At 72.0% G+C, this 14,799-nt stretch carries 8 protein-coding genes; all 8 read left to right on the top strand.

Going from position 1 to position 14,799, the window contains the following annotated elements:
* The first annotated feature begins 19 nt into the window (after positions 1 to 19).
* The 8 genes from glgX (at position 20) to K4G64_RS07890 (ending at position 14,621) form a co-directional block, all read left to right on the top strand.
* Positions 20 to 2,272, top strand: coding sequence for a glycogen debranching protein GlgX (gene glgX, locus K4G64_RS07925; protein ID WP_221755314.1), 2,253 nt, complete (start codon positions 20 to 22; stop codon positions 2,270 to 2,272).
* A 219-nt stretch (positions 2,273 to 2,491) separates the two neighbouring features.
* Complete coding sequence (locus K4G64_RS07920) at positions 2,492 to 4,291, top strand: ABC transporter ATP-binding protein (protein ID WP_221755313.1); 1,800 nt, start codon at positions 2,492 to 2,494, stop codon at positions 4,289 to 4,291.
* Positions 4,288 to 6,174, top strand: a complete 1,887-nt coding sequence (locus tag K4G64_RS07915) for an ABC transporter ATP-binding protein (RefSeq protein ID WP_221755312.1) — start codon at positions 4,288 to 4,290, stop codon at positions 6,172 to 6,174. The genes K4G64_RS07920 and K4G64_RS07915 overlap by 4 nt, the downstream gene beginning before the upstream one ends.
* 25 nt (positions 6,175 to 6,199) lie before the next feature.
* On the top strand, positions 6,200 to 7,987 hold the full coding sequence (locus K4G64_RS07910; protein ID WP_221755311.1) for an ABC transporter ATP-binding protein: 1,788 nt from the start codon (positions 6,200 to 6,202) through the stop codon (positions 7,985 to 7,987).
* A complete protein-coding gene (locus K4G64_RS07905; protein ID WP_221755310.1) occupies positions 7,984 to 9,765 on the top strand; it encodes an ABC transporter ATP-binding protein in 1,782 nt (593 codons plus the stop codon). The genes K4G64_RS07910 and K4G64_RS07905 overlap by 4 nt, the downstream gene beginning before the upstream one ends.
* 282 nt (positions 9,766 to 10,047) lie before the next feature.
* Positions 10,048 to 12,108, top strand: a complete 2,061-nt coding sequence (locus K4G64_RS07900; protein ID WP_221755309.1) for a M4 family metallopeptidase — start codon at positions 10,048 to 10,050, stop codon at positions 12,106 to 12,108.
* Between the two features lie 267 nt (positions 12,109 to 12,375).
* A complete protein-coding gene (locus K4G64_RS07895; RefSeq protein WP_221755308.1) occupies positions 12,376 to 14,022 on the top strand; it encodes a M4 family metallopeptidase in 1,647 nt (548 codons plus the stop codon).
* 68 nt (positions 14,023 to 14,090) lie between these two features.
* Complete coding sequence (locus K4G64_RS07890; RefSeq protein ID WP_374206383.1) at positions 14,091 to 14,621, top strand: DUF1990 family protein; 531 nt, start codon at positions 14,091 to 14,093, stop codon at positions 14,619 to 14,621.
* Positions 14,622 to 14,799 lie beyond the last annotated feature (178 nt).

Raw genomic sequence — 14,799 nt, 5'->3', positions numbered from 1 at the left:
GCCGGTGGGAGGCTGACAGGTGTCCAGCGCAGCCGAGCAGGAGGCGGTGGCCGGTCATCGGGCCACCGGGAACGGGCGCCAGGCCGCCGCCGTGAACGGCGCACGACGGGCCGCGCCGCCGCCCACCGTGCCCGCGTGGCCGGGCGCGCCGACGCCGCTGGGCGCCCGGTTCCGGGTCGGCCCGGACGGGGTGGCGGGCACCAACTTCGCGCTGTGGGCGGGCGGGGCCGAGGGCGTCGAGCTGTGCCTGTTCGACGAGGCGGGCAAGGAGTCGCGGGTCCGGCTCGCCGAGCTGACGCACGAGATCTGGCACGGCTTCGTCCCCGGTGTGCTGCCCGGGCAGCGCTACGGCTACCGGGTGCACGGCCGCTGGGACCCGTGGACCGGCGCCCGCTGGAACCCGGCGAAACTGCTCCTCGACCCGTACGCGCGGGCGGTCGACGGAGACTTCAGCCTGCCGCCGGAGGTGTACGGGCACGTCCGCGACTGGCCGCAGCAACATGTCGCCGACACCGTGCGCGACGAGCGGGACTCGGCGCCGCACGTCGCGAAGGGCGTCGTCGTGCACGATGACGACGACTGGGCCGACGACCGCCGCCCGAAGACGCCGTGGGCGGACTCGGTGATCTACGAGCTGCACGTCAAGGGCTTCACGCAACTGCACCCGGGCATCCCCGAGGAGCTGCGCGGCACCTACGCCGGCCTCGCGCACCCGGCCGCGATCGAGCACCTGGTGAAGCTGGGCGTGACGGCGGTGGAGCTGCTGCCGGTGCACCAGTTCGCCCACGAGGACCACCTGCTGCGCAGAGGCCTGAAGAACTACTGGGGCTACAACTCCATCGGCTACTTCGCCCCGCACGCGGCGTACGCGGCCTCCGGGACGACCGGGCAGCAGGTCGGCGAGTTCAAACGGATGGTGCGCGCCCTGCACGCGGCCGGGATCGAGGTCATCCTCGACGTGGTCTACAACCACACCGCGGAGGCGGGCGAACTGGGCCCGACGCTGTCCCTCAAGGGCATCGACAACCGCGGCTACTACCGCCTCCAGGACGACGCCCGCCGCTATGCCGACTACACCGGCTGCGGCAACACCCTGCACGTGGTCCAGCCGCACGTGCTGCGCCTGATCACGGACTCGCTGCGGTACTGGGTGACCGAGATGGGCGTGGACGGCTTCCGCTTCGACCTGGCGGCGGCGCTGGCCCGCTCCATGCACGACGTCGACATGCTCTCCCCGTTCCTCGCGGTCATCGCCCAGGACCCGGTGCTGCGCCGGGTGAAACTGATCGCCGAGCCGTGGGACGTGGGCTCGGGCGGCTACCAGGTGGGGGCGTTCCCGCCGCTGTGGACGGAGTGGAACGACCGATACCGCAACGCCGTGCGGGACTTCTGGCGGCACGCGCTGCCGGACGTACGGGAGATGGGCTACCGGCTGTCGGGCTCCAGCGATCTGTACGCCTGGGGCGGGCGCAGGCCGTACGCGTCCGTCAACTTCATCACCGCGCACGACGGGTTCACGCTGCGCGACCTGGTGAGCTACGAGCGCAAGCACAACGAGGCCAACGGCGAGGGCAACCGGGACGGCACGGACGACAACCGGGCCTGGAACGGCGGCGCCGAGGGCGGGACGGACGACGAGGGCGTACGCGCGCTCAGGCGGCGGCAGCTCAGGAACCTCCTGACCACCCTGCTGCTGTCGACGGGCGTGCCCATGCTGGTCGCGGGCGACGAACTGGGCCGCACCCAGCGCGGCAACAACAACGCCTACTGCCAGGACAACGAGATCAGCTGGCTGGACTGGGAGCTGCTGGAGGATCCCGGCTGGCAGGCCCTGTTCGCGCTGACCTCCCGGCTGATCGCGCTGCGCCACCGGCACCCGGTGCTGCGGCGCCGGGCGTTCTTCTCCGGCCGGGCGCAGACCGCCGACGGGCTGCGCGACCTGGCCTGGTTCACATCCCGGGGCACGGAGATGACGGAGCAGGACTGGTACGCGCCCGCCGCCACGCTGGGCATGTATCTCTCCGGCCGGGACATCCCGGGCCGTGACGAGCGCGGGGAGCAGATCCTCGACGACAGTTTCCTGGCCGTGCTGCACGCGGGCGAGGGGCCGGTGGACTTCCGGTTGCCGGGGCCGCCCTGGGCGGAGCGGTACGAGGTCGTCGTCGACACGAGCCTGGAGGAGCAGGGGGAGGCGCCGGGCGTGGAGCACCCGGCGGGTACGGAGATCACGATGCCGGCGCGTGCGGTGCTGCTGCTGCGGGTGGCGGGGTGATCCCGGCCGGCCGAGGGTGCCCCGGTCGTAGGCGACCGCCACCGCCGCCGTGCGGTCCTTGAGCCGAGCTCGGCGTACAGGTGGGTGAGGTGGGTCCTCACGGTCGCCTTTCGGCGCCGTCCGGCCCGCCGAACGTGCAGGTCGTAGGACCAGCGGCCGATTCCGGTCCGGCGGAAACTCGGTGGGCAGTGTCAGTGGCGATCCGTAGGCTCGCTGCTGATGGCCACGACACCCGCCCCCGCCCAGGACCGTTCCACCGTACGCACGCTGCTGCGCCTGTGGCCGTATGTGCGGCCCGTGCGGGCGCGGTTGTCCAGTGCCGCGTGCGTCGCGATACTCGCCTCCTGCGTGGGCCTGGTCATCCCGCTCGTCCTGAAGTGGATGGTGGACGGACCGATCGCCCACCGGGACCCGGCCGGAGTATGGCTCGGCGCGCTGTACCTGCTGCTGCTCGGCTTCACGGAGGCCCTGCTGTTCGGGCTGCGGCGGCTGCTGGTGGCGCGTCCGCTCTCGCACGTCGAGGCGTCGATGCGGGCGGATCTGTACCGGCACCTCCAGCGGCTGCCGGTGGCCTTCCACGATCGCTGGGCCTCGGGGCAGTTGCTGTCCCGGGCCACGACGGACCTGATGCTGCTGCGTCAGTTCCTCGCCTTCCCACTGACGTTCCTCCTGGTCAACGGAGTGACGATCGCCGTGGGCGTGGTCATCATGCTGCTCCAGGACTGGACCCTCGGGCTGGTCGTCCTCGGGCCCGCCCTCCCCCTCATGGTCACCTGCATGGTCTTCGAGAAGCACTACGCCGAGATGGCCCGGCGCGCGCAGGACCAGGTCGGCGATCTGACGACGGTCGTCGAGGAGAGCGTCCTCGGCATTCGCATCATCAAGGGCTTCGGCCGCCACCGCAGTCAGGCGCGGGCGTTCCGGGACCTGTCGAAGAGGCTGCGCGGCACGGAACTGCGCAAGGCGCGGCTGCTGGCGACGATCTGGGGCGTCATCGTGACGCTGCCGGAGGTCGCGATCGGGGCGGCGCTGGTGGTGGGGGTCGTCCAGGTGGCCGACGGCGCCCTGTCGGCGGGGACGCTGGTGGCGTTCCTGTCGACGGCGCTGGCGCTGCGGTGGCCGGTGGAGTCGATCGGGTTCCTGCTGGCGATGAGCCAGGAGGCGGCGACGGCGACGGCGCGGTACTTCGAGGTCATGGACCAGGCGGTGGAGGACGCCACCACCGCCCCGGGCACCGGCTCGGATTCCGTCACCGGCGCCGGGCGGGCCGGGGACAGGGGGCTGCGCTTCCACGACGTCCGTTTCCGCTACCCCGACGCCCCCGCCGGCACCCCGCCCGTCCTCCAGCACATCGACCTGCACATCCGACCCGGCGAGTCCATGGCCCTGGTCGGCGCCACCGGCAGCGGCAAGACCACCCTCACCGCGCTCGTCCCCCGCCTCTACGAGCTCACTTCGGGCCGCATCACCCTCGACGGCGTCGACATCACGAAGCTGTCCAGACAAGCGCTGCGCGCCAAGGTCGCCGTGGCCTTCGAGGAGCCCACGCTGTTCTCGGCGGCGGTCGGCGACAACGTTCTCATGGGGGCGCGGGACACCGCCGGAGCAGCCGACCTGGAGCGGGCACTCGCCGTCGCCCAGGCCGACTTCGTGCACGCCCTGCCCCAGGGCACGGACACCCAGGTGGGCGAGCAGGGCCTCAGTCTCTCCGGCGGTCAGCGCCAGCGCCTCGCGCTCGCCCGGGCCGTCGTCGGGCAGCCGGAGTTCCTCGTCCTGGACGACCCGCTGTCGGCCCTGGACGTGCACACCGAGGCCGCCGTCGAGGCCGCCCTGCGGCAGGTCCTCGCGGACACCACCGCCCTGATCGTGGCGCACCGCCCGTCGACCGTGCTGCTCGCCGACCGCGTCGCCCTGCTCTCCGGCGGCCGGATCGTCGCGGTCGGCACCCACCACGAACTGCTGCGTACGAACGCCGAGTACGCGCATCTGATGTCAGGGGAAGAGGAGGGCGCACGATGACGGCGGCCACCAGCGCACCGGCCGGCAACAAACCCGACGGCCAAGCAAGCAGCCAGGCAGGCGGCCAACCCGACGGCCGGACCCACGCCCCGGGCGACCCCTTCGACCGGGACGTCCTCCCCACCCCGCCCGGCGCCACCGGAGCCCTGCTGCGCTCCCTGCTCGCGCCGCTGAAGGCCCGGGTCACGGTCACGGCGCTCCTGCTGCTGCTCCAGCAGGCGGTGGTGCAGGCGGGCCCGCTGCTGGTGGCGTACGCCATCGACCGTGCCGTACCGGCGTTCCGGGCGCAGGACCACGGGCCGCTGATCGCGGTGGGCGCCGGCTATCTGGCGTGCGCGCTGGCCGCGGGCGGGCTGCAGTTCGCGTTCGTCGCCGCCGCGGCCCGGGTCAGCCAGGACGTGCTGCTGGATCTGCGCGGCCGGATCTTCCGCCACGCGCAGGCGCTGAGCGTCGACTTCCACGAGCGCTACACCTCGGGCCGGCTCATCTCCCGCTCCACGACCGACGTGGAGTCGCTGCGGGAACTGCTGGACGAGGGCCTCCAGGAACTCGTGACGGTCATCCTGTCCTTCGTCTACATCTCGGCGATGCTGCTCTGGCTCGATCTGGGCCTCGGGGGCGTGGCGGTGGCGTCCCTGGTGCCGCTCTACGCGCTGGTGCGGTGGTACCAGCGGCGGGCCGGGCGGGTGTACCGGGCCCGGTCGACCGCCATCGCCGCCGTCATCGTCAAGTTCGTCGAGACCATGAACGGCATCCGGCCGGTGCGCGCCTTCCGCCGAGAGGCCGCCAATGACGCGGACTTCGGCGCGCTCAACCGGCGGCACGAGAGGACCAACGGGGACGCGCTGCTGGAGATGGCCCGCTACGTCACCGGCTCGCGGCTGGTCGCCAACACGGCGGTCGCGGCGATCGTGCTGTGGGGCGCCTACCGGGTCGCGGACGGCACGCTGGCCCTCGGTGTGCTGGCCGCGGCCGTGCTGTACCTGCGGCGGCTGTACGACCCCATCGACCGACTCGGCATGTTCCTCAACTCCTACCAGTCGGCGGCGGCCTCCCTGGAGAAGATCGCCGGACTGCTCGCCCAGACCCCGTCGGTCCCCGAGCCGGCCACGCCCCGGCAGCTCCCGCCGCTCGCGAGCGAACACCCCGGCCGCGCGGTGGTCTTCGACGGCGTCCGCTTCGGCTACCGCACCGGCGGCGAGGTGCTGCCCGCGTTCGACCTCACCCTCCCGGCCGGGCAGACCGTCGCGGTCGTGGGCTCCACGGGCGCAGGCAAGTCGACGCTGGCCAAGCTGCTGGCCCGGTTCTACGACCCCTCCGGCGGCCGGGTGCTGCTGGACGGCGTCGACCTGCGCGACCTCGCCGTGCCCGAGCTGCGGCGCGGGGTGGTCATGGTGACGCAGGAGGCGTTCCTGTTCTCCGGGACGGTCGCCGACAACATCGCGATCGGCCGCCCCGGCGCCACCCGCGAGGAGATCGAGCAGGCGGCCAAGGAGATCGGCGCGCACGACTTCATCAGCACCCTGCCCGACGGCTACGACACCGACGTCCGCAAGCGGGGCGGCCGCATCTCCGCCGGGCAGCGGCAACTGGTGGCGTTCGCACGGGCGTTGCTGGCCGACCCGGCGGTGCTCATCCTCGACGAGGCGACCAGCTCGCTGGACGTCCCCGGGGAGCGTGCGGTGCAGCGGGCCATGACGACGGTGCTGAAGGGCCGTACGGCGGTGGTCATCGCGCACCGGCTGTCGACCGTCGAGATCGCGGACCGGGTCCTGGTGATGGAGCACGGACGGATCGTGGAGGACGGCGAACCGGCCGAACTCATCGCGGGCACGGGCAGGTTCGCGGACCTGCACCGGGCCTGGCGGGACAGTCTGGCTTAGGACGACGACGGCAGAGGGCGGGCGGATGATCGACGCGTACGAGGACCCCGGCACACCCGACCACCGCGGCGGCGCCCGCTACCTGTGGTGGCTGGTCAGCCGGCAGCCGGGGCGGTGCGCCGCGGGGGCGATGTTCGGCACGGTGTGGATGGTGCTGCTGGCGGCGACGCCGTACCTGATGTCCCGGGCGATCGACGACGGCCTGGAGCCCGGCGACATGCGCGCGCTGACGCTGTGGAGCGGCGCGCTGTTCGTGGTGGGCGCCTTCAACGCCTGGCTGAGCATCATGCGGCACCGCACCATGACCCGGGTCCGCATGGACGCCAACTTCCGGACGGTGAAGGTCGTCGTCGGACAGGCGGTACGGCTCGGCGCCTCGCTGCGCCGGCAGGCGGGCGCCGGGGAGGTCGTCACGATCGGCGTGGGCGACGTGCAGACGGTCAGCCAGTCGCTGACGGTCGTGGGGCCCGGTATCGGCGCTGTCGTGGGGTACCTGGTGATCGCCGTGCTGCTGGTGTCGGTCTCGGGGGTCGTCGCGCTGGTGGTGCTGCTCGGCATTCCGGTGCTCGCCCTGCTGGTCGGGCCGCTGCTCGGCCGGTTGCAGGGGTCGGAGGCGGAGTACCGCGAGCGGCAGGGCGTGCTGACCGCGCGGATCGGCGACCTCGCCGGCGGCCTGCGGGTCCTCGCGGGCCTCGGCGGCAGGCAACTGGTGGCGGACGCCTTCCGGCGGGACTCGGGGCGGCTGCGTGAGCAGGGGTACCGGGTGGGGGCGGTGACCAGCTGGGTGCAGGCGCTGGGCATCGGCCTGCCGAGCCTGTTCCTCGCGGTGGTGACGTGGCTCGCGGCCCGGCTCGCGGCGCAGGGCGACATCACCGTGGGCCAGCTGGTGTCCGTCTACGGCTATGTGGCGGTGCTGGTGTGGCCGGTGGCCTTCCTGGTCGAGTGCGGCTACCAGGTCAGCCGCGGCGTGGTGTGCGCGCGCCGGGTCGTACGGTTCCTGCGCCTGGAACCGATGGCCGATGTGGGGACCCTGGACGCCCCGTCCGAGCCGTCGGCCCTGTACGACCCCGAGTCGGGCGTACGCATCCTGCCGGGCCGTCTGACGGCCCTGGTCGCGGAGCACCCCGCGGACGCCACGACGGTGGTTGACCGCCTGGGCCGCTACACCCCGTCGAGCGCGACGTGGGGCGACCGGCGCCTGGACGACATCGTCCTGAGCCAGATCCGGTCACGCATCCTGGTGGCGGACCATGAGGCGGACCTGTTCGCGGGCTCCCTGCACCACATGATCGGCGCCAGGGACACGCCAGGAAGGGGCGCGGGGCCGTGTCGATCTGCGGCTCCGCCGCGGGCCGCGACAAGCCCCCACGCACCGGCACCCGCCGGACCACCCTGCGCGGCAACCCGGAAGGCACTCCACACAGCCGCGGCAGAAGACATCGCCCAAGCCCTCCCCCACGGCCTCGACACCCCCATGGACGCCCAGGCCCGCAACCTCAGCGGCGGCCAACGCCAACGCATCCGCCTGGCCAGAGCCCTCCTCACCGACCCGGAGATCCTCCTGGCCGTCGAACCCACCTCCGCCCTGGACGCCCACACCGAAGCCACCGTCGCCGCCCGGCTGAGGAAGGCGAGGGAAGGCCTCACCACGGTCGTGACCACCACCTCCCCCCTCGTCCTGGACCGCACGGACACCGTCCACTACCTCAAGGACGGCAAGGTCGAAGCCACCGGCACCCACCACGAACTGCTCGCCACCACCCCCGGCTACCGGGCCCTCGTCGCGAGGGACACCGAGGAGGTCCTGGGATGAGCCGGACACACCTGCCCGTCGCCGAACGGGCCGACGTCCGGCGCGCCCTGCTGGGTCTCGTCCGGGCCGACGCCCGGGCCTTCGGTGTCGTCCTCGGCCTGAACGCGCTCGCGGCCGTGGCCGGACTGGCCGGGCCGTGGCTGCTCGGCCGGATGATCGACGACGTACGGGCCGGGCACGGAACGGCGGCCGTGGACCGGCTGGCCCTGCTCCTGCTGCTGTCCGCCCTCGCGCAGGTGCTGCTGGCGCGCTGGGCCCGGTATGTGGGGCACCGCTTCGGGGAGCGGACCCTGGCCCGGGTGCGGGAGCGGTTCGTGGACCGCGCGCTGACCCTGCCCGCGTCGGTGGTGGAACGGGCCGGCACCGGCGACCTGACGGCACGCGGCACGGCGGACGTGACGACGGTCGGCAACACCCTGCGCGACGCGGGCCCCGTGCTGCTGGTCAACCTGGTCCAGGCGCTGTTCCTGATCGTCGCGGTGTTCCTGATGGACCCGCTGCTCGGCGCCCTCGCGGTGCTGACGCTGACGCCGATCTGGATCGCGCTGCGCTGGTATCTGCGCCGGGCCCGGGACGGGTACCTCGCCGAGGGGGCCGCCACCTCGGACGTGGCGGAGATCGTGGCGTCGACGGCGGCCGGGGCACGCACGGTGGAGGCCTTCGGGCTCCGGGAGCAGCGCACGGCCGCGAGCCGGGACGCCCTGGAGACCTCCCGCCGCACCCGCTTGCACACCCTGTTCCTGCGCTCGGTGTTCTTCCCGGTGATGGAGACGTCGTACGTCCTCCCGGTGGCCGGGGTGCTGGTGATCGGCGGCGCGCTGCACGCGTCCGGCTCGATGAGCCTCGGAGCGGTGGTGGCGGCGACGCTGTATCTGCACCAGCTGAGCGCGCCCCTGGACGAGGTTCTGGTGCGGGTCGAGCAACTCCAGTCCGGCGGCGCCTCCTTCGCCCGGGTGGAGGGGCTCGTCCGGGCCCCGCAGGCACCCGGTGAGAGCGACTGTCCGGATCCCGACGGCGACCGGATCGACGTCACCGGGGTGCGCTACGCGTACGACGGGGGCATCGAGGTGCTGCGCGGCGTCGATCTGACGGTGCGGCCCGGGGAGCGGCTCGCCCTGGTCGGGCCGTCCGGCGCCGGAAAGACCACGCTGAGCCGGCTGATGGCGGGCATCGACGCGCCGACCGCGGGCTCGGTGACGGTCGGCGGTGTGCCGGTCGTCGGGCTGGGGCCGGAGCGGTTGCGCCGCCAGGTGGTCCTGGTCACCCAGGAGCACCACGTGTTCCTCGGCTCGGTCCGCGACAACCTGCGGATCGCCGAACCGTCGGCCCAGGACGGGGAGTTGTGGGACGCGCTGGCGGTGGTGGGCGCCGACGCGTGGGTACGGGAGCTGCCGCAAGGGCTGGACACCCCGCTGGGGCAGGGCGGTTGCCGCACCGACGGTTCGCAGGCCCAGCAACTGGCTCTGGCCCGGGTGGTGCTGGCGGACCCGCACACGCTGATCCTCGACGAGGCGACCGCGCTGCTCGACCCGACGACCGCCCGGCACACCGAGCGGGCCCTGGCCGCCGTGCTCGAGGGACGCACCGTCATCGCCGTCGCGCACCGGCTGCACACCGCGCACGACGCCGACCGCGTGGCGGTGATGGAGGACGGCCGGCTGACCGAACTCGGCACGCACGACGAGCTGGTGGCGGCCGGCGGCGCCTACGCGGCACTGTGGCACTCCTGGCACGGGGATCTACCCGAGGACGGCGCAGTGTCGGCAGAGCGGGGCTGACCGGGGACGACGCAGCGCCCGCAGAACCGAGCTGGCCGGGCACAGGGGCGCGCCCGCTCAGCGAATCCGCCCGGGGACAGCGCAGCGTCCTGATCGCGACGTGTCCGTATACCGAACATGAAATTCCGGACAACGAACCGATTCCGGCCATACTTTTGACGCGGTCCTGACAGAAAGCGCGCTCCCCTGTCACGCTTCCGACGACTGCTCCACAGGAACCCCACAGCAACACCTCCACCTCCCCAGGCCGGGCGACCCCCGGTCCCGCAGAAGGAGTCAGTGTTGAGAAGCAGTTCCTCTCGAAGAGGCACCTCCCACAGACGCACTCCCCACACCCCCCGCCGCACCGCGGCCGTGGCCCTCGCCAGCGTCGCCGCGCTGATCGCCGCCGCCGTCCAGGGCGGCACCGCCATCGCAGCCCCGGAGAAGGCACCGTCGGCCGCGAGCAAGGCGAAGCCCGGGTCCGAGTCGGTCAGGCTCACTCCCGCACAGCGCGCCGCACTGATCCGCGAGGCCGACGCCGCCAAGACGGAGACCGCCGAGGACCTGGGCCTCGGCGCCAAGGAGAAGCTGGTCGTCCGCGACGTCCTCAAGGACCGCGACGGCACCGTCCACACGCGCTACGAGCGCACCTACGACGGCCTGCCGGTCCTCGGCGGCGACCTGATCGTCCAGAGCACGAAGGCGGACGCCACCGCGGCCGTCGTGAAGGCCACCCGCGCCGCCATCAAGCCGGCGACGACGAAGACCGCGGTGTCCGCCGCGAAGGCCCGGCAGCAGGCCCTGAAGGCGGGCGAGGCCGGGGAGGCCAAGGACGCCGACATCAACCGCGCGCCCCGCAAGGTGATCTGGGCCGCGAACGGCAAGCCGGCCGTGGCCTACGAGACGGTCGTCGGCGGCTTCCAGCACGACGGCACCCCGCAGGAACTGCACGTCGTCACCGACGCCACCACCGGCGAGAAGGTGTTCGAGTGGGAGGCGATCGAGACCGGCACCGGCAACACGGTGTACTCCGGCACGGTCGACCTCACCACCACCCAGTCCGGGTCGACGTACAACCTCACCGACGGCGCCCGCGGCGGCCACAAGACGTACAACCTCAACCGCGGCACCTCCGGCACCGGCACCCTCTTCTCCGGCCCGGACGACGTCTGGGGCAACGGCACCCCGTCCAACCTCGAGTCCGCGGGCGCCGACGCGCACTACGGTGCCGCCCTCACCTGGGACTACTACAAGAACGTGCACGGCCGCTCCGGCATCCGCGGCGACGGCGTGGGCGCCTACTCCCGGGTCCACTACGGCAACAACTACGTCAACGCCTTCTGGTCGGACAGCTGCTTCTGCATGACCTACGGCGACGGCTCGGGCAACGCGAACCCGCTGACGTCGATCGACGTGGCCGCGCACGAGATGACCCACGGGCTCACCTCGAACACGGCCGGTCTCAACTACAGCGGCGAGTCCGGCGGCCTGAACGAGGCCACCTCCGACATCTTCGGATCGACGGTCGAGTTCTACGCGAACAACTCCTCCGACGTCGGTGACTACCTCATCGGCGAGGAGATCGACATCAACGGCGACGGCACGCCGCTGCGCTACATGGACAAGCCCAGCAAGGACGGCGCGTCCAAGGACAGCTGGTACTCGGGCATCGGCTCGATCGACGTGCACTACTCGTCGGGCCCCGCGAACCACTTCTTCTACCTGGTCTCCGAGGGCAGCGGCACCAAGACCATCAACGGTGTCACATACAACTCGCCCACCTCGGACGGCCTTCCGGTCGCCGGCATCGGCCGGGACAAGGCGGAGAAGATCTGGTTCCGCGCGCTCACCACGAAGTTCACCTCGAACACCAACTACGCGGGCGCCCGCACCGGCACCCTCGCGGCCACGGGTGAGCTCTACGGCACGGACAGCGCCGAGTACAAGGCGGTCCAGGACGCGTGGGCGGGCATCAACGTCGGCGAGCGCTCCGGCGGCGGGGGCGGCGGCGGCACGTCCTTCGAGAACACGGCCGACGTGGCGATCCCGGACCGGGGCGCGGCGGTCACCTCGTCGATCACCGTCTCCGGCCGGACGGGCAACGCGCCGTCCAACCTCCAGGTCGCGGTGGACATCGTCCACACCTACATCGGTGACCTCAAGGTGGAGCTGGTCGCCCCCGACGGCTCGGCGTACACGCTGAAGGGGTACGGCACCGGCGGCAGCGCCGACAACATCAACACCACGTACACGGTGAACGCCTCCTCCGAGGTGGCCAACGGCGTGTGGAAGCTGCGGGTGCAGGACAACGCGGCCATCGACACCGGCTACATCAACAGCTGGAAGCTGACGTTCCCGTAGACCGGTAGATCCGTAGACCGGTAGATCCGTAGACCGTAGATCCGTGGACCGGTAGATACACAGGCCCCCAGGGCCTCAGAGTCAGGGCGCCGCCCCGGTGGGTTCGAATCCCCCGGGGCGGCGTCCGTTTCACCTGCCCTCGCGTACATCTGGCCGTCGAGTTCCGGCCAACATCACACCGCACTCCTGACATGTACGCGTCTCTAGTGCCACTGTTCCCCCACGCCGCACAGCACCGCAGCACTTCCCCCACAACGAGGAGCTCGTGTGTCCACCTCTGTCTACGCGCGTCAAAAGCGCGCCACGCTCGCCATCGCCACCGCCGTCGCCGCCGGTGCCCTGCTCACCACCGGACTGACCTCCGGCAGCAGCGCCGCCGCGGACTCCGCGAGCAAGCCGGCCCTCGCCGCCGCCCCGGTCCTGCTCTCCGCTCCCGCCCGCACCGCGCTCATCCAGGAGCAGCAGGCGGGCGCCGTCGAGACCGCCGACGAGATAGGCCTCGGCGCGCAGGAGAAGCTGGTGGTCAAGGACGTCGTGAAGGACGCCGACGGCTCGGTCCACACCCGCTACGAGCGCACCTACGCGGGCCTGCCGGTCCTCGGCGGCGACCTCGTGGTGCACGAGTCGAAGTCCGGCGCGGCCAAGGGCGTCACCAGAGCCACCAAGGCGGCCCTGAAGGTCGCCTCGCTCAAGCCCGAGGTCACCGCCGCGAAGGCGGAGAAGCAGGCCGTGACCCTCGCCAAGGAGGCCGGCTCGGCCAAGACCGAGGCGAAGTCCGCTCCCCGCAAGGTGATCTGGGCGGCGAGCGGCAAGCCGGTCCTCGCCTACGAGACCGTCGTCGGCGGCCTCCAGGAGGACGGCACCCCGAACGAACTGCACGTCGTCACCGACGCCGCCACCGGCAAGAAGCTCTACGAGTACCAGGGCATCGAGACCGGCACCGGCAACACCACCTACAGCGGCCAGGTCACCCTCAGCACCACCCAGTCCGGGTCGACGTACAACCTCACCGACTCCACCCGCGGCGGCCACAAGACGTACAACCTCAACCGCGGCACCTCCGGCACCGGCACCCTCTTCTCCGGCTCCGACGACGTGTGGGGCACCGGCAACCCGTCCAACGCCGAGACCGCCGCCGCCGACGCGCACTACGGCGCCCAGGTCACCTGGGACTTCTACAAGAGCGCCTTCGGCCGCAACGGCATCCGCAACGACGGCAAGGCCGCCTACTCACGCGTCCACTACGGCAACGCCTACGTCAACGCGTTCTGGTCCGACAGCTGCTTCTGCATGACCTACGGCGACGGGTCGGGCAACACCAACCCGCTGACCTCGCTCGACGTGGCCGCGCACGAGATGAGCCACGGCCTGACCTCGGCCACGGCGGGCCTGAACTACAGCGGCGAGTCCGGCGGTCTGAACGAGGCCACCAGCGACATCTTCGGCGCGGGTGCCGAGTTCTTCGCGGGCAACTCCTCCGACGTCGGTGACTACCTCATCGGCGAGGAGATCGACATCAACGGCGACGGCACGCCGCTGCGCTACATGGACAAGCCCAGCAAGGACGGGGCGTCCAAGGACAGCTGGTCCTCCGGCCTCGGCGGGGTGGACGTCCACTACTCCTCCGGTCCCGCCAACCACTTCTTCTACCTGCTGTCCGAGGGCAGCGGCTCGAAGACGATCAACGGCGTGACCTACAGCTCGCCCACCTCCAACGGCTCCACGGTCACCGGCATCGGCCGCACCAAGGCGCTGCAGATCTGGTACAAGGCGCTGACGACGTACATGACGTCGACGACCAAGTACGCCCAGGCCCGCACCGCGACCCTGAACGCGGCCTCGGCGCTGTACGGCGCGTCCAGCACCGAGTACAAGGCGGTCGCGTCCGCCTGGTCGGCCGTGAACGTCGGCTGACCGAAGCACGACCATGGGCGGTACCCGGACCCCGAGCGGGCCCGGGTACCGCTTTACCCTTGGGGACCGTGTCTTCTACGGATTCGCAGGACTTCACCTACGCCGATGTCGGCGCCACCCGTGACCAGGGTTTCTGCCCCCCGGGCTTCCATCCCATGAACGTGCGCACCCGCCTGGGCGAGGGCGAGGAGGTCTTCCGCCGGGCCTCCGAGGCGGTCCTGACCTGGGAGATGCACCGGTCGATGGGCGTGGGCCTCGACGCGAGCGCGGAACGCGCGGCCCCCGGCGTCGACGTCACCGTCACCCTCGCCGGCATGATCAAGGCCCCCTGCCGCGTGGTCTGGACGGTCGAGGAACCCCGCCGGGCGGGCTGGGCCTACGGCACGCTGCCCGGCCACCCGGAGACCGGCGAGGAGTCCTTCGTGGTCGACCGCACGGGAGACGGCACGGTGTGGCTGACGGTGAACGCGTTCAGCCGGCCGGCCAAGTGGTACGCGAAGGCGGGCGGCCCGGCGACGAGGGGATTCCAGCACGCGTACGCCCGCAGGTGCGGCAACGTCCTCCGGAACCTCGCGACGCAGGGCGACGAGCCGGCTTAGGGGCGCGGGGCTGTATCCATGTGCGGGCTCCGCCGCGTGGGCGCGAGCCCCCCCCCCGTTATGTTCTTCGCGGTCCTGCAAGAGGGCCGCTGGCCTCCGGGCCCGGCATGACTGTTCCCCCCTGTCGAACCGATGACCTGGGGGGTGGTGTCACCGGGCCCGAGAGGCGCCGTTGGAG

Source organism: Streptomyces sp. WAC04114 (genome assembly GCF_019733245.1).
Lineage (GTDB): Bacteria > Actinomycetota > Actinomycetes > Streptomycetales > Streptomycetaceae > Streptomyces > Streptomyces massasporeus_A.
Note: the sequence above shows the minus strand (reverse complement) of the source record. Positions and strands in the feature narration are given on the sequence as shown.

Coding starts and splice junctions, on each gene's coding strand:
- K4G64_RS07910 (WP_221755311.1), top strand. CDS start 6,200: ATGATCGACGCGTACGAGGACCCCGGCACACCCGACCACCGCGGCGGC.
- K4G64_RS07915 (WP_221755312.1), top strand. CDS start 4,288: ATGACGGCGGCCACCAGCGCACCGGCCGGCAACAAACCCGACGGCCAA.
- K4G64_RS07905 (WP_221755310.1), top strand. CDS start 7,984: ATGAGCCGGACACACCTGCCCGTCGCCGAACGGGCCGACGTCCGGCGC.
- K4G64_RS07920 (WP_221755313.1), top strand. CDS start 2,492: ATGGCCACGACACCCGCCCCCGCCCAGGACCGTTCCACCGTACGCACG.